This is a genomic window from Massilia antarctica, assembly GCF_015689335.1.
Lineage (GTDB): Bacteria > Pseudomonadota > Gammaproteobacteria > Burkholderiales > Burkholderiaceae_D > Telluria_A > Telluria_A antarctica.
Genome location: NZ_CP065053.1, coordinates 261,468 through 282,510 on the forward strand (window position 1 = coordinate 261,468; position 21,043 = coordinate 282,510).

At 62.8% G+C, this 21,043-nt stretch carries 24 protein-coding genes and 1 tRNA gene; 11 read left to right on the forward strand and 14 right to left on the reverse strand.

The features are described 5' to 3' along the window. The first annotated feature begins 5 nt into the window (after positions 1 to 5). The 3 genes from IV454_RS01175 to IV454_RS01185 all read left to right on the forward strand — a co-directional run bounded on the left by IV454_RS01175 (position 6) and on the right by IV454_RS01185 (position 2,248). A complete protein-coding gene (locus tag IV454_RS01175; protein ID WP_206089825.1) occupies positions 6 to 899 on the forward strand; it encodes a DNA-3-methyladenine glycosylase family protein in 894 nt (297 codons plus the stop codon). Between the two features lie 58 nt (positions 900 to 957). After that, positions 958 to 1,986, forward strand: coding sequence for a MerR family transcriptional regulator (locus IV454_RS01180; RefSeq protein ID WP_206089826.1), 1,029 nt, complete (start codon positions 958 to 960; stop codon positions 1,984 to 1,986). A 121-nt stretch (positions 1,987 to 2,107) separates the two neighbouring features. Continuing rightward, positions 2,108 to 2,248, forward strand: coding sequence for a hypothetical protein (locus IV454_RS01185; RefSeq protein ID WP_206089827.1), 141 nt, complete (start codon positions 2,108 to 2,110; stop codon positions 2,246 to 2,248). A gap of 159 nt (positions 2,249 to 2,407) precedes the next feature. Here IV454_RS01185 and IV454_RS01190 read toward each other — a convergent pair. Further along, positions 2,408 to 2,484, reverse strand: a tRNA-Met gene (locus IV454_RS01190). Between the two features lie 180 nt (positions 2,485 to 2,664). On the opposite strand from IV454_RS01190, the gene IV454_RS01195 reads away from it, so the two are divergent. The 5 genes from IV454_RS01195 to IV454_RS01215 all read left to right on the forward strand — a co-directional run bounded on the left by IV454_RS01195 (position 2,665) and on the right by IV454_RS01215 (position 6,957). After that, positions 2,665 to 3,249: an NUDIX hydrolase gene (locus tag IV454_RS01195; protein WP_054264218.1), complete on the forward strand. Its 585-nt coding sequence runs from the start codon at positions 2,665 to 2,667 to the stop codon at positions 3,247 to 3,249. 3 nt (positions 3,250 to 3,252) lie between these two features. Next, positions 3,253 to 3,981 carry a leucyl/phenylalanyl-tRNA--protein transferase gene (aat, locus tag IV454_RS01200; protein WP_206089828.1) on the forward strand — a complete coding sequence of 243 codons (729 nt, stop codon included), beginning with the start codon at positions 3,253 to 3,255 and terminating at the stop codon, positions 3,979 to 3,981. Positions 3,982 to 4,064: 83 nt separating this feature from the next. After that, positions 4,065 to 4,796 carry an arginyltransferase gene (locus IV454_RS01205; protein ID WP_206089829.1) on the forward strand — a complete coding sequence of 244 codons (732 nt, stop codon included), beginning with the start codon at positions 4,065 to 4,067 and terminating at the stop codon, positions 4,794 to 4,796. Between the two features lie 66 nt (positions 4,797 to 4,862). Further along, positions 4,863 to 5,900 (forward strand): quinone-dependent dihydroorotate dehydrogenase, encoded by a 1,038-nt coding sequence (locus IV454_RS01210; protein WP_206089830.1) that lies wholly within the window; start codon positions 4,863 to 4,865, stop codon positions 5,898 to 5,900. A 10-nt stretch (positions 5,901 to 5,910) separates the two neighbouring features. Further along, the gene (locus IV454_RS01215; protein WP_206089831.1) at positions 5,911 to 6,957 is read left to right on the forward strand and encodes an aldo/keto reductase; all 1,047 of its coding nucleotides are present in this window, start codon (positions 5,911 to 5,913) and stop codon (positions 6,955 to 6,957) included. A gap of 365 nt (positions 6,958 to 7,322) precedes the next feature. On the opposite strand, the gene IV454_RS01220 is transcribed toward IV454_RS01215, so the two are convergent. The 6 genes from IV454_RS01220 to cysT all read right to left on the reverse strand — a co-directional run bounded on the left by IV454_RS01220 (position 7,323) and on the right by cysT (position 12,899). Then, positions 7,323 to 8,546 (reverse strand): DUF2325 domain-containing protein, encoded by a 1,224-nt coding sequence (locus tag IV454_RS01220; protein WP_206089832.1) that lies wholly within the window; start codon positions 8,544 to 8,546, stop codon positions 7,323 to 7,325. Between the two features lie 10 nt (positions 8,547 to 8,556). Beyond that, entirely contained in the window at positions 8,557 to 8,841 is a 285-nt protein-coding gene (locus tag IV454_RS01225; protein ID WP_206089833.1) for a hypothetical protein, read from the reverse strand. Between the two features lie 263 nt (positions 8,842 to 9,104). After that, on the reverse strand, positions 9,105 to 10,043 hold the full coding sequence (locus tag IV454_RS01230; protein WP_206089834.1) for a CysB family HTH-type transcriptional regulator: 939 nt from the start codon (positions 10,041 to 10,043) through the stop codon (positions 9,105 to 9,107). Beyond that, complete coding sequence (locus IV454_RS01235) at positions 10,040 to 11,113, reverse strand: sulfate/molybdate ABC transporter ATP-binding protein (RefSeq protein WP_206089835.1); 1,074 nt, start codon at positions 11,111 to 11,113, stop codon at positions 10,040 to 10,042. The genes IV454_RS01230 and IV454_RS01235 overlap by 4 nt, the downstream gene beginning before the upstream one ends. Beyond that, positions 11,110 to 12,051 carry a sulfate ABC transporter permease subunit CysW gene (gene cysW, locus IV454_RS01240; RefSeq protein ID WP_206089836.1) on the reverse strand — a complete coding sequence of 314 codons (942 nt, stop codon included), beginning with the start codon at positions 12,049 to 12,051 and terminating at the stop codon, positions 11,110 to 11,112. Before cysW ends, IV454_RS01235 begins: the two co-directional genes overlap by 4 nt. After that, the gene (gene cysT, locus IV454_RS01245) at positions 12,048 to 12,899 is read right to left on the reverse strand and encodes a sulfate ABC transporter permease subunit CysT (RefSeq protein ID WP_206089837.1); all 852 of its coding nucleotides are present in this window, start codon (positions 12,897 to 12,899) and stop codon (positions 12,048 to 12,050) included. The genes cysW and cysT overlap by 4 nt, the downstream gene beginning before the upstream one ends. A gap of 227 nt (positions 12,900 to 13,126) precedes the next feature. Between cysT and IV454_RS01250 the strand changes: the two genes are divergently transcribed. Then, positions 13,127 to 13,549, forward strand: a complete 423-nt coding sequence (locus tag IV454_RS01250; RefSeq protein WP_206089838.1) for a hypothetical protein — start codon at positions 13,127 to 13,129, stop codon at positions 13,547 to 13,549. On the opposite strand, the gene IV454_RS01255 is transcribed toward IV454_RS01250, so the two are convergent. The 4 genes from IV454_RS01255 to IV454_RS01270 all read right to left on the reverse strand — a co-directional run bounded on the left by IV454_RS01255 (position 13,546) and on the right by IV454_RS01270 (position 16,167). Then, positions 13,546 to 14,319 (reverse strand): sulfite exporter TauE/SafE family protein, encoded by a 774-nt coding sequence (locus tag IV454_RS01255; RefSeq protein WP_206089839.1) that lies wholly within the window; start codon positions 14,317 to 14,319, stop codon positions 13,546 to 13,548. The genes IV454_RS01250 and IV454_RS01255 overlap by 4 nt on opposite strands. Positions 14,320 to 14,430: 111 nt before the next feature. Further along, positions 14,431 to 15,069 (reverse strand): peroxiredoxin, encoded by a 639-nt coding sequence (locus tag IV454_RS01260; protein WP_054264230.1) that lies wholly within the window; start codon positions 15,067 to 15,069, stop codon positions 14,431 to 14,433. A 43-nt stretch (positions 15,070 to 15,112) separates the two neighbouring features. After that, positions 15,113 to 15,673 (reverse strand): RBBP9/YdeN family alpha/beta hydrolase, encoded by a 561-nt coding sequence (locus tag IV454_RS01265; RefSeq protein WP_206089840.1) that lies wholly within the window; start codon positions 15,671 to 15,673, stop codon positions 15,113 to 15,115. 107 nt (positions 15,674 to 15,780) lie between these two features. After that, entirely contained in the window at positions 15,781 to 16,167 is a 387-nt protein-coding gene (locus tag IV454_RS01270) for a diacylglycerol kinase (protein ID WP_206089841.1), read from the reverse strand. A gap of 148 nt (positions 16,168 to 16,315) precedes the next feature. Here IV454_RS01270 and IV454_RS01275 point away from each other — a divergent pair, with 148 nt between their 5' ends. Continuing rightward, positions 16,316 to 17,098 carry an IclR family transcriptional regulator gene (locus IV454_RS01275; protein ID WP_054264233.1) on the forward strand — a complete coding sequence of 261 codons (783 nt, stop codon included), beginning with the start codon at positions 16,316 to 16,318 and terminating at the stop codon, positions 17,096 to 17,098. A 54-nt stretch (positions 17,099 to 17,152) separates the two neighbouring features. Here the strand turns inward: IV454_RS01275 and pbpG are convergent, their stop codons facing one another. From pbpG to IV454_RS01290, 3 genes are all read right to left on the reverse strand, one after another. Then, positions 17,153 to 18,238: a D-alanyl-D-alanine endopeptidase gene (pbpG, locus tag IV454_RS01280; protein ID WP_206089842.1), complete on the reverse strand. Its 1,086-nt coding sequence runs from the start codon at positions 18,236 to 18,238 to the stop codon at positions 17,153 to 17,155. Positions 18,239 to 18,391: 153 nt separating this feature from the next. After that, positions 18,392 to 19,087: a nitroreductase gene (locus IV454_RS01285; RefSeq protein ID WP_206089843.1), complete on the reverse strand. Its 696-nt coding sequence runs from the start codon at positions 19,085 to 19,087 to the stop codon at positions 18,392 to 18,394. Positions 19,088 to 19,095: 8 nt separating this feature from the next. After that, positions 19,096 to 19,941 (reverse strand): DMT family transporter, encoded by an 846-nt coding sequence (locus IV454_RS01290; protein WP_229521988.1) that lies wholly within the window; start codon positions 19,939 to 19,941, stop codon positions 19,096 to 19,098. Between the two features lie 426 nt (positions 19,942 to 20,367). Between IV454_RS01290 and phaP the strand changes: the two genes are divergently transcribed. Next, complete coding sequence (phaP, locus tag IV454_RS01295) at positions 20,368 to 20,934, forward strand: TIGR01841 family phasin (protein WP_054264237.1); 567 nt, start codon at positions 20,368 to 20,370, stop codon at positions 20,932 to 20,934. Positions 20,935 to 21,043 lie beyond the last annotated feature (109 nt).

Sequence of the window (21,043 nt, forward strand, 5' to 3'; positions counted from 1 at the left end):
GCCGCGTGCAGAAGTCGATCCCCCTTCCGGCGCTTTACCAAAGCGCCGATATCCTCACCTTTCACAGCCGCGACCCCGAAGCCGTGGCCGAACAGGTGGAGCCGACCCGCATCCGCAAGGGCGTGATGATCGGCGGCGTACCGGTGTTGCTCGACATCGCCCTCGATTCCGATATGGCGCACTGCACGGTGCAGGCCGACGGACCGCTCACACAAGATGATCTGCGCCAGATCGACGACGCCCTGCTCAACATCCTGGCGCTGCGCATCGATCCGGCCCCCTTCCTGGCGGCGGTGGCCGGTGATCCGCTGCTCGGGCCCGTGGTGCAGCGCCAGCCCGGTTTGCGCATCGTGCAGTCGGCCACCGTGTTCGAGGCGCTGACCTGGGCCATCATCGGCCAGCAAATCAACCTGACCTTCGCCATTGCGCTGCGCCGCACCTTCATTTTGCAGGCCGGGCGGCAGCACAGCAGCGGCTTGTGGTGCTATCCGGAGGCGCGCGATGTGACCCGCCTCGACGCCAGCGATCTCACCACCCGCAAATTCTCGCGTTCCAAGGCCGATACCCTGCTGCGCCTCGCACAGCTGGTCGACAGCGGCGCACTGACGCTCGATCGCCAGCATGATCCTGCCGGGGTGGCGGCCGCGCTGCTGGCCGTCAAGGGCATCGGCCCGTGGACCGTCAACTACGCCCTGCTGCGCGGCTACGGCTATGCCGACTGTTCGCTGCATGGCGACGTGGCGATCCGCGCGGCGTTCCAGCATCTGCTGGGCGAAGACGCCAAGCCGGACATGGCGCGCACCGAAGCGCTGCTGGCGCGCTATGCGCCGCACCGTACCATGGCCGCGGCCCACCTGTGGGCCAGCCTGCATCCGCGCGACGACGAACAAGCCGCTTGACCCTGACGCCACGTCAGACTCCACACTGCGCTCACGCATGAAGACAAGGAGCGATTCGATGAGGTTAAAAATAGGCGAGCTGGCGAAACGGTCGGGACTGACGGTACGCGCGCTTCATCATTACGACAGCATCGGCCTGCTCTCTCCTTCGGCGCGTTCCGACGCCGGCTACCGCCTGTACGACCGCGACGACATCGCCCGCCTGCACCAGGTGCAGGCGCTGCGCCGTTTCGGCGTGTCGCTGGCCGACATCGGAACCTTCCTGGCCAATCCGGGCTCCAGCCTGTCGACCATCGTGGAACAGCAGATCGCCGCGCTGACCCGACAGATCGACCAGGCCGGCATCTTGCGCGCGCAGCTGACAACCTTGCACCGCGAACTCGATGCCGGCGTGGAGCCCGACCTGGCCGCGTGGCTCACTACTCTGGAGTTGATGACAATGTACGATACTTATTTTTCTGAAGAAGAACTGAAACAGCTGCCGTTTTTCGCCGGCGACACCGCCTGCATCGCCGAGTGGGATGCGATGGTGGCGCGCTTCAAGCGGATGATCGCCGCGGGCACGCCGCCGACGGCGCTCGAAGCGCAAACCTTGTCGCAGGAGTGGATGTTGAAGATGGAACGCGACACCAACGGCGACCCGGACGTGATGGTGCGCATTCTCGCCATGCAGGCACACGAACCGGCCATGCGCGCGCAGAACGGCGTCACACCCGACGTCGAGGCGTATCTGAAGGAAGCGTTCACGCAGTCGCGTCTTGCGATGTTCAAAAAATACCTCTCGCCCGAGGAGTTTGCGTACATGGATGCGCACTACCGCATCCGCATGGACGAGTGGCCGGCGCTGATCGCGCGGGTGCGCAAGGCGATTGCGGCCGGCGCCGCGCCGGACGATCCGCAGGTGCGGCAGTTGATGCGCGAGTGGATCGACTTGTCGCAGTCGTTCGCCGGCGACGATCCCGCCACCCACGCGAAAATTCGCGTCGCTTACGAAAAGGAGCCGCTGCTGATGATCGGCAGCTGGATCACCGATGAGATGAAGGCGTACATCGGACAAGCCATGGCGGCATTGCATCAGAACTCCTGAACGGAACGCGTTCGACGATCGGATAAAGCGATGTTCTTGTCCTGCCTCAACAGGCAAGGGCATCGTCTGGTGATCCCTCGATTGATGCCCTGGGCACGCTTGATCTTCTTGCGCAGCGCTGATGACATTACCGCTGAACGACGGCGCACGAAAACACGTGGAGAACCTGATCCTGGTGCTGCAGGTCGCGTTCGGTCCGATCATTACCTTGGCAGGCACTGCGATCGGCTACTACGTCGGCGCGAACAGCAGGACAAAATAGACCAAATCTCGCGCGGGCGCCTCGGCATCACCACCTCACATCGCGAAAGGCAAACGCTGCCCGTGTTCGAGTCAGTGCACATCCGGACCTTCACGAATACCGGCCCCGAAAAAGCGAAAGCCGCTGATTCCTGTAAGAGAATCAGCGGCTTGCTGTATTTGGTTGCGGGGACAGGATTTGAACCTGTGACCTTCGGGTTATGAGCCCGACGAGCTGCCAGACTGCTCCACCCCGCGTCTGTATGTAGCTATTATAGGGGGCTTTTCGTAATTAGGCAATATTAATCCAACCAAGGCGTGCGATAGGGCTGAAGCGAACGCGGGCGGAACGGCGGCAGGCCCGGTTTACCCTTTGTGCGAACCGCATTGCCCCGGCAATCGGTGTAAAGTAAGCGAAAATCATTCTTCCCATTCCCTATGAAATTTTGTTCCGATTGCGCCCATCCCGTCGACCTGCTCATCCCCGAGGGCGATAACCGCCCGCGCTATGTCTGCAAGCAATGCACGGCGATTCACTACCAGAACCCCAAACTCGTCGTCGGTTCCATCCCCGTCTGGCAACCGGAAGGCGAGGAGGTCCGCGTACTGCTGTGCAAGCGCGCCATCGAACCGCGCCACGGTTTCTGGACCTTGCCGGCCGGCTTCATGGAAAACAGCGAAACGACGGCCGAGGCCGCGGTGCGCGAAACCGAGGAGGAAGCCGGCGCCGACATTGAAATCGGCAGCCTGTTCAGCCTATTGAACGTGGCCCAGGTGCATCAAGTCCACCTGTTCTACCTGGCCCGCCTGCGCAGCCTGGACTTTGCTCCCGGCATCGAAAGCCTGGACGTACGCATGTTCGCCGAACACGAGATTCCTTGGGACGAACTGGCCTTCCCCACCATTCGCAAGACCTTGGAACTGTTTTTCGCCGATTGCGCAAGGATGCCCGAAGATGGCGGCTTCGGCTTTCATACGCACGACATCCTGCGCCCGATGCGTATCTCCAGCGATCCCGACTGAGCCATGATTCCCTGGCTTGAAACCCATTCGCCGTTTCCCGACGTCTCCGAAGCGCTCACCTGCGACGCCCCGGGCCTGCTGGCTGCCGGCGCCGACCTCTCGCCCGAGCGCCTGCTGAGCGCCTACCGGCACGGCATCTTCCCCTGGTTTTCCGAAGGCCAGCCCATTTTGTGGTGGAGCACCGATCCGCGCATGGTGCTGATGACGGCGGATTTCCGCATCAGCAACAGCCTGCGCAAAGCCCTGCGCCGGGTCGAGCGCAGCATGGAAGAGGGCGGGCGCTGGCAGGTACGCTTCGACAGCGCGTTCGAAGACGTGATGCGCGCCTGTGCCGCGCCGCGCAAGGATGGTCCGGGCACCTGGATTTCGGACGACATTGTCACTGGCTATACCGGCCTGCACGCGATGGGCTACGCCCACTCGTCCGAGCTGTGGCTCGACGGAGAACTGGTGGGCGGCGCGTATGGCGTGTGCATCGGCCGCATGTTTTACGGCGAATCGATGTTCGCGCGCGTGACCGACGGCTCCAAGATCGCGCTGGCGTGGCTGGTCGCCTTTTTGCGCGGCCAGGGCGTGACCATGGTCGACTGCCAGCAGGAGACCGGCCACCTGGCATCGCTGGGCGCCGCCCCGATCGCGCGCGCCGCCTTTCTGGCGCATTTGCGCGACGCGATCGCCAAACCGGGCATCGCCGAATGGAAACCGGGATCGCCATTTACACAGACGCGGTAAAAAGCGTAAAGTTTCGCTACAATAGGAACGAAGGAAGCAACCAGGGCCACCGATCGCAACCACGCCGTATCGAAAGCGACTGCATGACGCACTTAAACGACCTGCCTTTCTCGACGCTGCAGTTCTACACCACAGCGCCCTACCCGTGCAGCTACCTCGACGCACGCCAGGCGCGTTCGCAAGTGGCCACCCCTTCGCACCTGATCAACGCCGACGTCTACTCCGAACTGGTCAAGAATGGCTTCCGGCGCAGCGGCATCTTCACCTACCGCCCTTACTGCGACGGCTGCAACGCCTGCATTCCGGTGCGCGTGCGCGCCGCCGAATTCGCGCCCAGCCGCGGCCAGCGGCGCGCGTGGACCCGCCACGAGGGGCTGGTGGCCACGGTCGCCAACCTGAGTTTTTCGGACGAACACTACGCGCTCTACCTGCGCTACCAGACCACGCGCCACGTCGGCGGCGGCATGGACCAGGACAGCCGCGACCAGTACGCCCAGTTTCTGCTGCAAAGCCGGGTCAACACGCGCCTGGTGGAGTTTCGCGACCCCGCCGACGGCGCGCTGCGCATGGTCTCGATCATCGACGTGCTCTCCGACGGCCTGTCGTCGGTGTACACGTTCTTCGACCCCGAGGTCGCCGGCGCCTCCTTCGGCACCTACAACGTGCTGTGGCAGATCGCCCAGGCCAGCGAACTGAAACTGCCCTTCGTGTATCTGGGTTACTGGATCGAACAGAGTCCCAAGATGGCCTACAAGATCAACTTCCGGCCGCTCGAAGCGCGCATCGACGGCATCTGGAGTCTGTTGAACCGATAGCAGCTTGTGGGCGGGCAGTGCCGGCACACGGTAAAATGCCGGGACCCGCACCAACCCGAGCACTCCATGTCCCAGAAACTGCTGTATGCCTTAGGCCGTCCCCTCCTGTTTACCCTCAATCCCGAGACGGCGCACAATGTCACCCTGCCCGCGCTGCGCGGCGCGGCCGCGCTGGGCCTGACCGGCCTGTTGAGCAAACCGGCGCCCGATCCGCGCACCGTCATGGGCATCACCTTCCCCAATCCGGTCGGCCTGGCCGCGGGACTGGACAAGGATGGCGCCTACATCGACGGCCTGTCCGCGCTCGGTTTCGGCTTCATCGAAGTGGGCACCGTCACACCCAAGCCGCAGGCGGGCAATCCCAAGCCGCGCATTTTCCGCATCCCGGCCAAGCGCGCCGTGATCAACCGCATGGGCTTTAACAATGGCGGCGTCGACGCCTTCGTGGCGAACGTGCAGGCGTCGAAGTTTTACCAGGATAAGCGCGGCGTGCTTGGCCTGAACATCGGCAAGAACGCCAGCACGCCGATCGAAAACGCGGTTGACGATTATCTGCACTGCCTTGAAAAGGTGTACCCCTACGCCAGCTACGTGACGGTCAATATCTCCTCGCCCAATACCGCCAATCTGCGCCAACTGCAGGGCGCGTCGGAACTGGACGCGCTGCTCACGCGCCTGAAAGAAGCGCAACTGCGCCTGGCCGACCAGCACAAGCGCTACGTGCCGCTGGCGCTCAAGATCGCGCCGGACGTCGACGGCGACCAGATCAAGGATATCGCCGCCGCCCTGCTGCGCCACAAGATCGACGGCGTGATCGCCACCAACACCACGCTCAGTCACCGCCTGGTCGACCGCATGCGGCACGGCCAGGAAACCGGCGGCGTGTCGGGCGAGCCGGTGTTCGACCTGTCGAACATCGTCATCCGCGCGCTGCGCCAGGAACTGGGCGACGCGCTGCCGATTATCGGCGTGGGCGGCATCATGCGCGGCGCCGATGCCAAGGAAAAGATGAGTCTCGGCGCCTCGCTGGTGCAGCTCTACACCGGCCTGATATATCAAGGACCGGGCCTGATCCGCGAATGCGCGCAGGCCCTTCGACCATAAGGAACGCACCATGATCAAGAACCGGCTCGGACGCACGCCGCTCGAAGTATCCAGGATCTGCCTCGGCACCATGACGTTCGGCGAGCAAAACAGCGAGGCCGATGCACACAGCCAGCTCGATTACGCGCTCGAACGCGGAATCAACTTTGTCGACACCGCCGAAATGTATCCGGTCATGCCGCGTCCGCAGACGCAGGGCGACACCGAGCGCTTTATCGGCAGCTGGCTGAAAAAGAGCGGCAGGCGCGGCGAGATCGTCCTGGCCACCAAGGCGGCCGGGCCGAATCCGAACCTGCACTGGGTACGCGAAGGAAAGCAGAACCTCGATGCCGCCAGTCTGCGCACGGCGGTGGAAGACAGCCTGCGGCGCATGCAAACCGATCATATCGATTTGTACCAGCTGCACTGGCCGAGCCGGAACGTGCCGATTTTCGGCGCGACCGCGTTCGACCCGGCCAAGGAGCGCGCCGCCATTCCGGTCGAAGAGACGCTGGGTGCGCTGGCGCAGTTGATCGAGGCCGGCAAGATTGGACATATCGGCCTGTCGAACGAGAGCGCGTGGGGCGTGAGCGAATTTGTCAAGCAGTCCGACATGCGCGGGTTGCCGCGCATCGCCAGCGTCCAGAACCTGTACAACCTGACCGCGCGCAGTTTCGAGACCAGCCTGATGGACGAAACCTGCTTTCGCGAGGACGTGGGTTTGCTGGCCTATAGTCCGCTGGCGTTCGGTCAGTTGAGCGCCAAGTACCTGGACGATCCCAGGGCGAGCGGACGCTTGACGATTTTTCCGGCGTCGTGGAGCCCGCGTTATCTGCGCGCGCCGGTGCTGGCGGCGGTGAAGGAGTACGCGGAGCTGGCGCGGGCGAACGGCATGACGCCGACCCAGATGGCGCTGGCGTGGTGCTATTCGCGCTGGTTTGTGGCCTCGACCATCATCGGCGCGACCAGCCTGGCGCAGTTGAAGGAAAATATCGATGCCATGTCGGTGACCCTGACGCCGGACGTGGTGGCCGAGATCGACGCGATTCACGCGCGCATTACCAATCCAGGCGCGTAAACCACCCGTGTCGTTCCCCCAAGTTCGTAATGTAGCTGGTGCGGTACAAACTTGGGTTCCCGCCTCTCCAGGAACTGGCCTTTGCTGCTAAGTTAAGCAGCTTTGCGACCACAGGCCTCAAAACCGTCGTTCCCGCGCAGGCGGGAACCCATAGCACCTCAACTGAGCGAAGGTGCTATGGATTCCCGCCTGCGCGGGAAAGACGGAGCATAAGTTAGCGCCATTTGGAACTGGCCTCTGACTTTGCACAGTTCCAAGAGATTTGAGGAGTTTCCTTGAAACTGGAGGCTGCGCGGGAACGACGCTGTAGCGCCGGAACGACGCTGTAGCGCGGGAAGTCGTTTCTGGCAGTGCCAGAAACGACGCTAGGTAGCCAATATCACGATCTGCCGCAGCCCTCGCGAAAAGCTCGTACTGCTCGGATTCTCCACAAACACGCATTGCTTGCCCGTGCGCTTGCAATGCTCCTTCACCCTCCAGTAGGCGTTGTGGCTGATGCACCCGGTCTGGCAAATCACCAGATCGGCCGCCGCCAGGTTCGCATCGAGCAAATCGGCCCCGTGCTCCTGCCCTCCATCATGGTGCGCGAACTTCGCCCCCGCCTCCTCGGTCATGCAGCGGTAGCTGGCCACGCTGGCGCTCCTGCCGCCGACGCACAACAAGGTCTTGTCGGCCAGTTGCGCCGCGGCGATCGCTTCGGCCGCATCTTCCGCGCACACCACCGCCTCCGGCGGCCGCGCCGCCTGCAAGGCGTCGAGCTGGCGCGTGGACGCCGCCAATTGCTGGCGCAACTGCGCCAGCTGCGCATCGCGCGCGGCCAGGCGCTGCGCCGCTTCGTCGAGCTTTTGCTTGAGCCGCGTGCGCGCTTCCAGGTCGGGCACCGACGCGCTCAATTCCGCCATGTCCGCCAGCAGGAATGCAAACTTGCTGTCGCGCGCCACCAGCTCGGCGCGCGCATGCATCAACTGCGCCTGCACCTGTTCCAGCTCGCGCGCCTTGTCGGCCAGGACGCGCACGTGGCGCTGCTGCGACTGCGCCAGTTCGGCCGCCAGCGCCGCATTCTCTTCCTGCAGCTCGATGTAGTGCGCGTGGTCGATGCGCGTGTTGGCCCCGGCCTGGTGCTGGATCATGTGCATCTCGCGCAGCACCGTGTCCTGCACCAGGAAGTCGCTGCGCGGGTGCGTCAGCGCGGCCCAGAAGGCGCCCGCCACGTCGCCCTGCGCGATCGCCTGGCGCCACAGCAGCATGACTGCCTCGCCGCTGCGCGCATCCTTAAAGCGCAGCAGCACCAGCGCATAACGCTGGTCGAGCGCATCCTGCAGCAGGTTCGAGATGCGGTTGCGGTTGGCGCATTCGGCGACCGCGCCGACGTGGATTTCGTAGTCGTCGGCCAGCGCCTGGCCGCGCACGCCCTTGTTCACCAGCTTGCGCAGCACGCCGAGCGGCAGGCACACGCCGATCACCGGGCAGTGGGTATTGGACGGCAGCTCCCACAGGCGCTGACGGCGCGACGACGAGGTGCGCGAAGCCGGTTCGCCGTCGGGAGGAAAGAACCGCGCGAGCGGCTTCTTGGCATCGTGGTCGCACATGCTCTTCTCCTTAATGCAGCTTGGGGCCGTGGCGCGCTGCGTCGATGACGGCGGCAGCGGCGGCAGCGGCGGCAGCGGCGTTGGACTGGGCAACGTGGTCGAGCCGCGCCTGGGCGTCGCCGACCATGCCGGACAGCGCGCGGAACGCTTCCGGGGTAAAGCGCACCGAGACGTGGTTCAGCGACAGGTGCAGCACGCTGCATTCGGGGCAGATGCTGACGTGGCCAATGCTGCTGTCGGCAATCGTCACATGCTGGCAAGGTTCGCTTGGATTCTGTGGATGTTTGCTCGACACGATGCTTCCTTGACGGTATGCAGTGGCTAGCAGCGGCGGCGGGCTATGCGTGGGTGGATGGCTTGCTGAAATCGAGTATAAACGAGAATCATTCGCATTTGCAAGCGCCATCGCATGCCAGTCCCGTCCCGCGCCCGTACGTCCTCCCCCACCCTGCGTCGCTCCCGCGCAGGCGGGAGCCCAAGTCCTTGCCGACGCCGTTAACCGTGCGACGAACTTGGGTTCCCGCCTGCGCGGGAACGACGAGCTGGCGGGGGAACGAGCTAATTTTCGCGCGGCGCGTCGGCGTCCAGCGCACGCTCGATATCGGCACGCGAGACATCCGGCGCGAACTGTTCGATGAAGTGATACGCGTACGCGCGCAGATACGCGCCGCGCCGCACCGCCAGCCGCGTCACGTTGGGCGCGAACAGATGCGATGCTTCGACCGCGCGCAAGCCCTTGTCGCGCCCATGATCGAACGCCATCGAGGCCACGATCCCCACGCCCATCCCCAGGCTCACATACTGCTTGATGACGTCCGAATCCATCGCCGTGAGCACGATGTCGGTGCGCACCCCCGCCTTGGCGAACGCCGCATCGATATGCCCGCGCCCCGTAAAGCCCACGTCGTAGGTAATCAGCGGATACTGGGCCAGGTCTTCCAGCCGGATCGGCGAGCAATTGAGCAGCGGATGCCCGTCCGGCACCACGATCAGATGGCTCCAGCGGTAGCACGGGAACGACACCAGGTCGGGGAACTGCGACAAGCCCTCGGTGGCTATCCCGATATCGGCCTTGCCCGACAAAACCCACTCGGCGATATGATCGGGAGCGCTCTGCTGCAGCGCGATGCGCACCTCCGGGAAGTCCTTGCGAAACGACTGCACCACCTTCGGCAGCGCATAGCGCGCCTGCGTGTGCGTGGCGGCGATGGTCAGGGTGCCGCTGTTCTGGCCCGCATACTCCATGCTGGCCTGTTGCAGGTTCTCGGCCTCCACCAGCAGGCGGTCGATGATTTTCAGGATGCCCTTGCCCGGATCGGTCAGCCCGGTCAGGCGCTTGCCGTTGCGCTCGAAAATCACCACGCCAAGTTCGTCTTCGAGTTCGCGGATCTGGCGGCTCACACCAGGCTGCGACGTAAACAGCGCATTGGCGACTTCGGTCAGGTTGTAGCCGCGCCGGGCCGCTTCGCGGATGGACCGCAGTTGTTGAAAATTCATATCGCAGCTCCCTGATCGACGAACACCTGCATCCGGCGCGGACGCACCACCAGGGTTTCGCCTTCCTTCAATTGCAACAGGCGGTATCGCTCGTTGGGAATGACCGCTTCGATCAATTCGGCATTGTCGGCGCGCTCCAGGTCGAGCTGCGCCAGCGGACCGATCGCGTGCGCGCGGCGCAGCTTGACGACGATGCCCTCGGCGCCCGGCGTGTAGCGGTCGATGTCAAGATCGTGCGGGCGCACGTAGGCGATTCCCTGCCCGTTGGTGGCCGCCGCATGGCCCGGCACCGAAAAACTGGCGTCGCCGCTGGCCATGACGCCATCGTTCACCCTTCCGTGGAACAGGTTCACATTGCCGAGGAAGCCGTACACGAAGGGCGACGCCGGATTGTTGTACACCTGTTCGGGGGAGCCGAGCTGCTCGACCCGGCCCTTGTTCATCAACACCACCTGGTCCGACACTTCGAGCGCTTCTTCCTGGTCGTGGGTGACGAAGATGCTGGTCACGTGCAGGTCGTCGTGCAGGCGGCGCAGCCAGCGCCGCAGTTCCTTGCGCACCTTGGCGTCGAGCGCGCCGAACGGCTCGTCGAGCAGCAGCACGCGCGGCTCCACCGCCAGCGCGCGCGCCAGCGCAATGCGCTGACGCTGCCCGCCCGACAGCTGCGGCGGATGGCGGTCGGCCAGCCAGTCAAGCTGCACCAGTTCGAGCAGCTGCTGCACCTTGTGGCGGATCTCCTGTTCGCTCGGACGGTCACGGCGCGGCTTGACGCGCAGTCCGAAGGCCACGTTCTCGAACACGGTCATGTGCTTGAACAGCGCGTAGTGCTGGAACACGAAACCGACCTGGCGCTCGCGCACATGGCGGTCCGACGCATCTTCTCCGTCGAGCAGCACGTGCCCGCTATCGGGATGTTCCAGGCCCGCGATAATGCGCAGCAAGGTGGTCTTGCCGCAGCCGGAAGGGCCGAGCAGTGCGGTCAGTTCGCCCGAAGGGAACTGCAGCGACACGTTGTCGAGGGCGACAAAATCGCCGAACCGCTTGTTGATATTCCTGACTTCGATCGTCATGATCCGTGCTCCATGTTGCGTGTGTCGGCGTGCAGCGCATGCGTTTCGCGCAAACGCCATTCGACAAAGGTTTTGATCGCCAGGGTCACCAGCGCCAGCAATGCCAGCAGCGAGGCGACGGCAAAGGCGGCCGCGAAGTTGTATTCGTTGTAGAGGATTTCCACATGCAGTGGCATGGTGGTGGTCTCGCCGCGGATATGGCCCGACACCACCGACACCGCGCCGAATTCGCCCATCGCGCGGGCGTTACACAGGATCACGCCATACAGCAGGCCCCATTTGATGTTCGGCAGGGTCACCCTCCAGAAGGTGTTCCAGCCAGAGGCGCCCAGCACCAGCGCGGCTTCTTCTTCCTCGTTACCCTGCGACTGCATCAGCGGAATCAGTTCGCGCGCCACGAACGGAAAAGTGATGAATACCGTCGCCAGCACGATGCCCGGCACCGCGAACAGGATCTTGATGTCGTGCGCGGCGAGCCAGCCGCCGAACCAGCCCTGGGCGCCGAACATGAGCACATAGATCAGGCCCGCGATCACCGGCGAGACGGAAAACGGCAGGTCGATCAAGGTAAGCAGAATGGCCTTGCCCCTGAATTCGAATTTGGCGATGCACCAGGCCGCGCACACGCCGAACACCAGGTTGAACGGCACCGAAATGAAAGCGGCGATCAGGGTCAGTTTGATGGCCGCCACCGCGTCCGGGTCGGTGATGGCTTTCACGTAGGTCTCGACGCCCTTCTTGAAGGCTTCCGCAAACACGGCGGCCAGCGGAATGAACAGGAACAGGGTCAGGAACGCAAAGGCGACGAGCTTGAGCAGCGCGCTGACCCAGACCGGTTCGAGCGGATGCGAGGGCAGGAACAGTTCCCACGGCGAGCGGCGCTTGCGTGAGGCGCCTTTGCCGGCGGGCTTGCCCGCCTGGTTCAATACGGTACTCATTTTTTCCCCGTCCTGGCGCGGGTCCACGCCTGTAGCAGATTGATGGCCAACAGCAGCGCGAACGAGAACACCAGCATCACCACGGCGATGGCGGTGGCGCCGGCGTAGTTATACGCTTCGAGCTTGATGTAGATAAGCAGCGGCGTGATTTCGGAGATCATCGGCTGGTTGCCGGCGATGAAAATGACGGAACCGAATTCGCCGGTGGCGCGCGCGAACGAGAGCGCAAAGCCGGTCAGCAGGGCCGGCATCACGGCCGGGAACACCACGCGCGTGAAGGTTTGCCAGGCGCTGGCGCCCAGGCTGGCGGCGGCTTCCTCGAGTTCTTTTTCCAGGTCTTCCAGCACCGGCTGCACCGTGCGCACCACGAAGGGCAAGCCGATGAAGGTGAGCGCCACGACCACCCCGAGCGGGGTGTAGGACACCTTGATGCCAAGTTCGGTGAAGTATTTGCCGATCCAGCCGTTGCTCGAATACAGCGCGGTGAGCGTGATGCCGGCCACCGCCGTGGGCAGCGCGAACGGCAGGTCGACCAGCGCGTCCATGAAGCGCTTGCCCGGGAACTCGTAGCGCACCAGCACCCATGCGACGATGCCGCCGAAGACCGTGTTGATCACGGCCGCAATGAAGGAGGCGCCGAAGCTGAGGCGATACGAGGCGAGCGCCTGTTCCGACGCCACCACGTCCCAGAACGCCGCCCAGGTCATGCTGAAGGTCTTGATGAAGACCGACGACAGCGGGATCAGCACGATCAGGCAGAGATAAAACACGGTAAACCCGAGGGTCAGGCCGAAGCCGGGCAAGACCCGGCGCGGCGCTTTTCTCGGAGTGGGATGAACGGCGGACATGGGACCCTTTATTACAAATTCGTCTAATAGGCGGCAATAATCGCACTTGAATCACATAACGCAAACGAAGCATTTCTCATTTGCATAGACGGATTGGCTATTAGGATTGCGCCGACAGCCTCGTCCGCCTTTGGCCGCAGACCGTTTGAGCGGGCGCAAATATCCGCTTAAACGGTTGAACCCGGTTTGGATGGGCGTGGTCTGACTGACACAGACCAGGAGGAAGCATGAACCACCATGACCATTTGCAGGCCAATCCGGGCACGCCGGGCAGTGGCCGCACGCCGGAAGCGGAAGCGCAAGCAGCGCTCATGGTCCGGGTGCCGGCGGCGCTGAGTGCCATCTTCCACGTCTGGGCGCAGGAGTGCGATCCGGCGCCGATGCTGCCGCGCGGCGGCGACATGCGGGCGCTGGTGGCGGCCTACGTGCGCCTGGGCGCCATGACGGAGGCGCTGCCGGTCGAACGCGAACTGCTGGTGCGGGTGTATGTCAACGCGGCGCTCAATTGCGAGTTTGCGCTGTGGACCGAACTGCGCCACGAAGCGGCGGCGGTGCTGCGCTGGCTGGCTCCGATCGTCGCGGCCGACCCTGCCCTGCGCGCGCGCGTGGCGCAGGCGTGGCCGCGCCTGAGCGGTCCGGATGGGCCTTAATAGACCAGCTTGACCGCCACCAGGGTGAGCGTGGTGGCCAGCAAGGCACGCAGGAAACCTTCCGGCACCGACTTGGCGATCCAGGAACCGAGGGTAATGCCCGGCAGCGAACCGATCAGCAGCATGGCCAGCAAGGCCCAGTTGATCGAACCGAGCCACCAATGGCCGAAGGCGGCGATCGCGGTCAGCGGCACGGCGTAAGCGATGTCGGTGCCGGCCACTTCGGCCGCGCTCATGCGCGGATACAGCATGACCAGCAAGGTGGCGCCAATGGCGCCGGCGCCGATCGACGAGACCGTCACCAGCACACCCAGCAGCGCGCCGGACACGATGGTGGCCGCCGCCAGCGGCCTGCCCTGCAACTGGCGCTCGGGCTTGGCGTTGATCCAGGCCAGCATCTTGGCCTTGAACAGCAGCGCGATCACGGTCAGCATGACCGAGCCGGCGATGGAGTAACGGATGATCTGGCCGATTTCCTTGTCGAGGGCGCCGAATTGCTTGAGCGCCAGGGTGGCGGCCACGGCGGCCGGCAAGGCGCCGCAGCAGAGGTAGCGCACGATATCCCAGCGCACGGTGCCGCGCAGGCGGTGAGTGAAGGTCCCGGCCGACTTGGTGATGGAGGCGAACGCGAGGTCGGTGCCGACGGCAACCGAGGGCGGAACGCCGAACAGCAAGGTCAACAGCGGAGTCATGAGGGAGCCGCCGCCGACGCCGGTCATGCCGACCAGCAGGCCGACCGCGAAACCTGAAACGATATACGTAAGTTGCATGAATGAGTCCCTAGAATACCTGCAAGGGTATAGGGACTCATCCGTTATTCAAACAACCGAAAGCTTATTTGCTTATGCGTTTCGCCGCACAAAGGCCGCGCGACGGCCGGCTTATTTGTTCGGCTGGGGCGTGACCCTCAGGTAAGCACGCTGGGCCGTGTAGCCTTTCGGATATTTTTGCTTGATCAGTTCCGGGTCTTGCACGCTCAGCGGGATGATCACATCGTCGCCATCGCGCCAGTTGCCGGGAGTGGCCACGGTGTAGGCGTCGCTCAGTTGCAGGGCGTCAATGACCCGCAGCACTTCGTCGAAGTTGCGCCCCGTGCTCATCGGATAGGTGATCGACAGGCGGATCTTTTTCTTGGGATCGATCACGAACAGCGAACGCACCGTGGCCGTGGCCGACTGTTCCGGGTGGATCATGTCGTACAGCGCAGCCACTTTTTTGTCGGCATCGGCGATAATCGGGAAGCCCACCACGGTTTTTTGCGTCTCTTCGATATCCTTGATCCAGGTTTTGTGCAGCTCGGCCGGATCGACTGACAAGGCGATGGCTTTCACGTTGCGCTTGTCGAATTCCGGTTTGAGCTTGGCGGTGAGGCCCAGCTCGGTAGTGCAGACAGGCGTGAAGTCGGCCGGGTGCGAAAACAGCACCACCCAGGAGTCGCCTGCCCATTCGTGAAACTTGATCGTTCCCAGCGAAGAATCCTGCTCGAAATCCGGAGCGGTATCGCCCAAACGTAAACTCATTGTGATCTCCAATCATTCATCAAAAGTAGTAGGCGGATGTCAATCATGGCGAAAAGGCCAGCGACCTATTGTGCGCCAATTCGGCCAGCCGCTGCAAATATTGTTGTCCGGCGGGCCAGTCGCCCAGGCCCGATTCCGCATTGATGTGGCCCAGCCTGCCCTGCTCGATCAGTTCGCTGCCCCAGCGGCGCGCCCACAGGGCCGCGTGCGGCGCGCTCATCCACGGATCGTTGGCGCTACTGATTAATATACTGGGGCAGTCGAGCGGCAGCGCCGGCAAGCGCTCGGCCACGCCGAACTTGTCCGGATCGGCGGGCCCGACCAGCAGCACGCCGGCTACGCCTTCGCTGTTGCGGGCGATGCTGTGCACGGCGGTCAGGCAGCCGAAGCTGTGCGCCACCAGCAGCGCCGGACGCGGATCGGCGCGGCGCTGCCGGTCCAGCCGCGCGGCCCAGGCGGCGAGGTCGGGCTGGCCGAAGTCATCCTGGCGCACGCGCACGAATTCCGGGTGCAGGCGCTGCCAGCGCGACTGCCAATGGTCCGGCCCGCTGTCATGCAGCCCGCTGACCACGATTACTTGAAAATGGGGAAAGAGTTCCGTCATGGCGCCACCTCCTGGAACACCAGAATACGGCGCGGCTGCGCGAAAGCGAAGGAATCGTTTCGCGCTTCGATATACCGCCCGCGCATAAGGCGGGCCGGTTGAGGAGGCTAGTAAAAGCGGTTGAACAGCACCACGGCCCAGGAGGCGATGGCGATCAGGACCGCCAGCATGACGGCGGCGCTACCGAAATCCTTGGCGTTTTTTGACAGCGGATGGCGTTCCAGCGAGACGCGGTCAACCACCGCTTCGATGGCCGAATTAATCAGTTCGACGATCAGCACCAGCACCAGCACGGCAATCAGGAACAGTTTCTGGAAGGCCGACACCGGCAGCACCAGCGCGATGATGGCGCCGATGACGACGACAATCAATTCCTGGCGGAAGGCGTGTTCGTGGGTCCAGGCGGATTTGAACCCGTCCATCGAGTAGCTCGTCGCTGCCAGAATGCGCTTGAAGCCGCTTTTGCTTTTAAAATCACTGACAGGCTGGGTCATGGATACTCTTCAAAATAACAGGTAAAGCACATTATGCCCCGCTCCGCAGCCGGCGCGCCATCTTTGCGCGAGGTCACAGGGAAATTGCCAATCCTTTTCACATTGTGGTATAAAGTGAGGACATATACTGCACTGCACCAACCACATCATGAAAATCGACACCGTTGACGCGCCGAAAACCTCGATTCAGGTCATCGAGCGCATGGTGGCCCTGCTCGACGCGCTGGCCAACTATACCGATCCGGTCAGCCTGAAGGAATTGTCCAAGGTATCCGGACTGCATCCCTCCACGGCGCACCGGATTCTCAATGACATGGTCATCACGCGCTTCGTGGACCGGGTCGAACCGGGGACGTACCGCCTGGGCATGCGCCTGCTGGAACTGGGCAATGTGGTCAAGAGCCGGCTGTCGGTGCGCGAAGCGGCGCTCGACTTCATGCGCTCGCTGCACAAGAAGACCCAGCAGACCATCAATCTGTCGGTGCGCCAGGGCGACGAGATCGTGTACATCGACCGCGCGTTTTCGGAGCGCTCCGGGATGCAGGTGGTGCGCGCGATCGGCGGACGCGGTCCCCTGCATCTGACCTCGACCGGGAAGCTGTTTTTGTCGGTAGACGAGCCCAAGGCGATCAGGGCCTATGCCACCCGCACCGGGCTGGCGGGGCATAACAAGAATTCGATTACCGATTTGAGCAAGCTGGAACGCGAATTGAGCCTGGTCAGGTCGCGCGGCTATGCGCGCGATAACGAAGAACTGGAACTGGGCGTGCGCTGCATGGCGGCGGGCATCCATGACGATTCGGGCAAGCTGATCGCGGGCTTGTCGATCTCGGCGCCGGCCGACCGCTTGCAGGAAGACTGGCTGGAAGATCTCGTGACGACGGCCAGCCAGATTTCGGCGACCTTGGGATATACGGGACCGGCAGTGTAACGATGCCGGGGTAGCGCCAAACGAGGCGCTACCCTCGCATGGCGCCGTGCTACATCAGCTCAAGCCGGGCGGGCGCAAGGCTTCCAGCCAGCGCCGCATGCGCCCGGCATCGGCGGTACGCGATTGCTTGCCCTTGGAATCGAGGAACACCATGATCACGGCGCGGCCCTGAATCACGGTCTGCATGACCAGGCAGCGTCCCGCTTCATTGATAAAACCGGTTTTTTGCAAGCCGATATCCCAGTCCGGCATCGCCACCAGATAGTTGGTATTGTTGTAATGCATCAGCCTGCCGCCGGCGTCGACCGTCGATTTCGGATCGGTCGAATATTGGCGCAGCAGCGGCTCGTTATAAGCGAACATGGCCAGCTTGGCCAGATCGCGTGCGCTGGCGACATTGCGGCTGGACAAGCCGCTCGAATCGACATAGCGCGTATCGCGCATGCCCAGCTGGTGCGCCTTGGCATTCATCGCCGCCACGAACCCGGCCACCCCGCCCGGATAATTGCGCGCCAGCGCCGCGGCGGCCCGGTTCTCCGAACTCATCAGCGCAATATGCAGCAGGTTGGCGCGCGTCATCTGCGAGCCGACCCGCAGGCGCGAACTGGTGAATTTTTCGTGGTCGACGTCGTCATCGGTGACGGTCAGGACCTCGTCCAGGTCTTGCCTGGCCTCGACCACGATCAGGCCCGTCATCAGCTTGGTGATCGAGGCGATCGGCAAGGCGATATTGGCGTTCTTCTCGAACAACACCTCGGCATTGTTCTGGTCGAGTACGAAAGCGACGTTGGACTTGAGGTCGAGCGGGTCGCGTGTCTGGTTCAGGCCGGCCAAATCACCTGCGCTCTGGCGCGCCCGTTCGGGCAGCGCGGCGGCGACGATCACGCGCTGGTACACCAGCTTGCGTTTGCCACGGACCATGACCGTGCGCCGCACCATGGTATTGCGGCTTTCGGCCGCCGGACGCAAGGCGATCTCGCGGCGGTGCGCGCGCGACTTGATCACGATGTGCTTCCTGGCCTTGCCCGCGCTGGCGGTGCGCTCGGCCCGGGCCTTGCCCGTGGCCTTGACCTTGGCTTCCACCGGCGGGGTCAACACCAACAGCAGGGAAGCGATGACGCTCAACACTAACTTATACATCTGGAAATCCTTTGAAGCGAGCTGACCTTGAATCGCTGAAGTCTAGCAAAGTGCTCAGCAATCGCAAGCGAATTTAACATTCGGAGGAAGTCTTGTGCTGAGCTACAACATTGCGTAGCCAGGCCGCTTCTTGCATGGATACAGTGTACGCGTTTATTCCATAAAGCGAACAAAGCTTGCCACCGGTTCGCGCGCCGTTACCAGGGTGTTCTCGACCTTGTCCGGATCGGCGTAACCGAGTGCCATGCCGCAGACCAGCATCTCTGTGGGCGGCAGCTGAAGCTGTTCGGCAATGACACGGTGATACGGGGTGAACGCCGCTTGCGGACAGGTGTCGAGGCCGCGGCCGCGCGCGGCGACCATGATGTTTTCGAGGAACATGCCGTAATCGAGCCAAGAGCCCTGCTCCAGCACCCGGTCGATGGTGAAAATCAGCCCCACGGGCGCATCGAAGAAACGGTAGTTGCGGGCGAACTGGGCGTGCATGCCAGCCTTGTTGTCGCGTTCCAGGCCGAGCAGCGAATACAGGTCCAGGCCCACCTTGCGGCGCCGCTCGATGTAGGGCGAGATCCATTGGCGCGGATAGTAGGGATATTCTTCCACCTGCTGCGCGGCCAGCGCCGGATCGTTGTGGATGGCCAGGATCGCTTGGGCCAGCCGGTCCTTGGCCTGCCCGGTCAGCACGGTCACCTTCCAGGGCTGGATATTGGTGCCGGACGGTGCGCGAGCGCTCACTTCCAGGATTTGCTCGATATCTTCGCGCGCAACCGGGGTCGGCAGGAAGGCACGGATGGAACGGCGCGAGCCGATCGCGGCATCTACGATGGCTTGTTCTTTACTTACCAACATTGCTTCTCCTATTTTTTGACAACACACACCACACCGATGACCGCCACCAGCATGCCGGCCACACCAAGCCAGCTGAAGGCTTCGCCGAACATCAGCCAAGCCATGATGGCCGTGGTCGGCGGCGTCAGGTACAGCAGGCTGGTGACCTGGGTCGCATCGCTGCGGCGGATTAACTGAAACAGCAGGAAAATGGCCCCGATCGACAGCGCGAACACCGACCACATCCACGCCCCGATGAAACGCGGCGTCCATTCGATGCTGCTGAGGCTAGCATCGAGTCCTTCGAACAGTATGGCGACCGGGAGCAGCACCGCCACCGTGGACGCGAACTGGATCACGGTGCCGGTACGCAAATCGAAGCGCGGGCAGAAGTGCTTCTGGTACATCGTCCCCGCGGTGATCGACAACAGCGCCAAGACGCTGAAACCAATCGCCAGCCCCGACAGGCCGACCAGGGTGATCTTGGCATATACCACCAGGGCGACGCCAGTCAGTCCGAATAGCAGGCCCAGCCACTGGCGCGGCCGCACCGTTTCTCCGATCAGGGGAGCGCATGCGGCGGTGAGGATGGGTTGCATGCCCACAATGAGGGCGGTGACCCCGGCCGGCATGCCCAGCTTGATGGCGCACCACACGCCACCCAGGTAGCCGGCCTGCAGCAGCAACCCGGCCACGGCGATGTGGCCGATGGTGCCAGTGGGCCACGGCGCTTTCCAGATCAGGACGATGGGCAGGAGGACCGCCAGTACGGCGGTGCAGCGCAGCAGCAGGAAGGTCAGCGGCGGCGCGTAGGGCAAGCCGAACTTCGCGACAATGAATCCCGTACTCCACAACAAGACGAAAAACGCGGGCATGGACGAGAGCCAGACCGCACTGTGGCGCGGCGCACCATTTTTTAAGGTTTCGTTTGACATATATCAAGGATCGCGCTCGACGTCAAAACGTCAAGACGCCGTATCAACAGGTTGGACAGCGCGAACAGCGAGTCTAGCATGGCCGGCGTTGCCATGTTATCAAGGCCCTGTTTGTCTATGACACGAAGGTGATGACAGTCATGTCCGAGAGGGGATTTGCAGCTGCCGCCCACACGATTTCTCGTGGACACCATACATTTGTGCACTGCACAAAATTCGCTTGACACTGCTCTGGAAATCATTAAAATGGGCTTTGTTGCGCTGCACAATCCAATTGTTCAGCCTTGGCTTGACAGGTTTTTCTGCCTCACCGGTTCAACGCAGCATTTATCAACAATACGACTAATTATTATTTGGAGAATATATATGTTTGCAATCCCTGAGCAGTTTTCGAACGCCACCAAAGCTAACTTTGAATCGCAATTCGCGCTGTATTCGTCGCTGACCGCAAAAGCGTTCGAAAGCATTGAAAAGCTGGTCGAGCTGAACCTCACCGCTGCCAAGGCAACCTTGGAAGAGTCGTCGATCGCCACCAAGCAGCTGCTGTCGGCCAAGGATCCACAAGAATTTTTCTCGCTGACCGCCGCCCAGGCCCAGCCAACGGCTGAAAAAGCCATGTCGTACAGCCGCCAGCTGGCCGCCATCGCGACCGGTACCCAGGCTGAATTCAGCAAGGCTGCCGAGTTCCAGATCGCCGAAACCAACCGCAAGGTGATTTCGCTGGTTGACGAAGTAAGCAAGAATGCACCGGCCGGTTCGGAAAATGTCGTCGCTGTGATCAAGGCCTCGATCGGCAACGCCAACGCAGGTTACGAACAGTTGACCAAGACCGCCAAGCAAGCCAAGGAAGCCATGGAAACCAATGTGAACGCAGCCGTATCGCAGTTCACCCAGGCTGCACAGAACGTTGCCGCACGCACGACCAAGCGCTAATTTGGTGTTGTAGTGCGGAAGGATGCTCTACGCATCCGACCCAAAACCCGCAGAATCACAGTTCTGCGGGTTTTTTACGTTTACGCTGAGCAGTACAGCAGAGATGTGC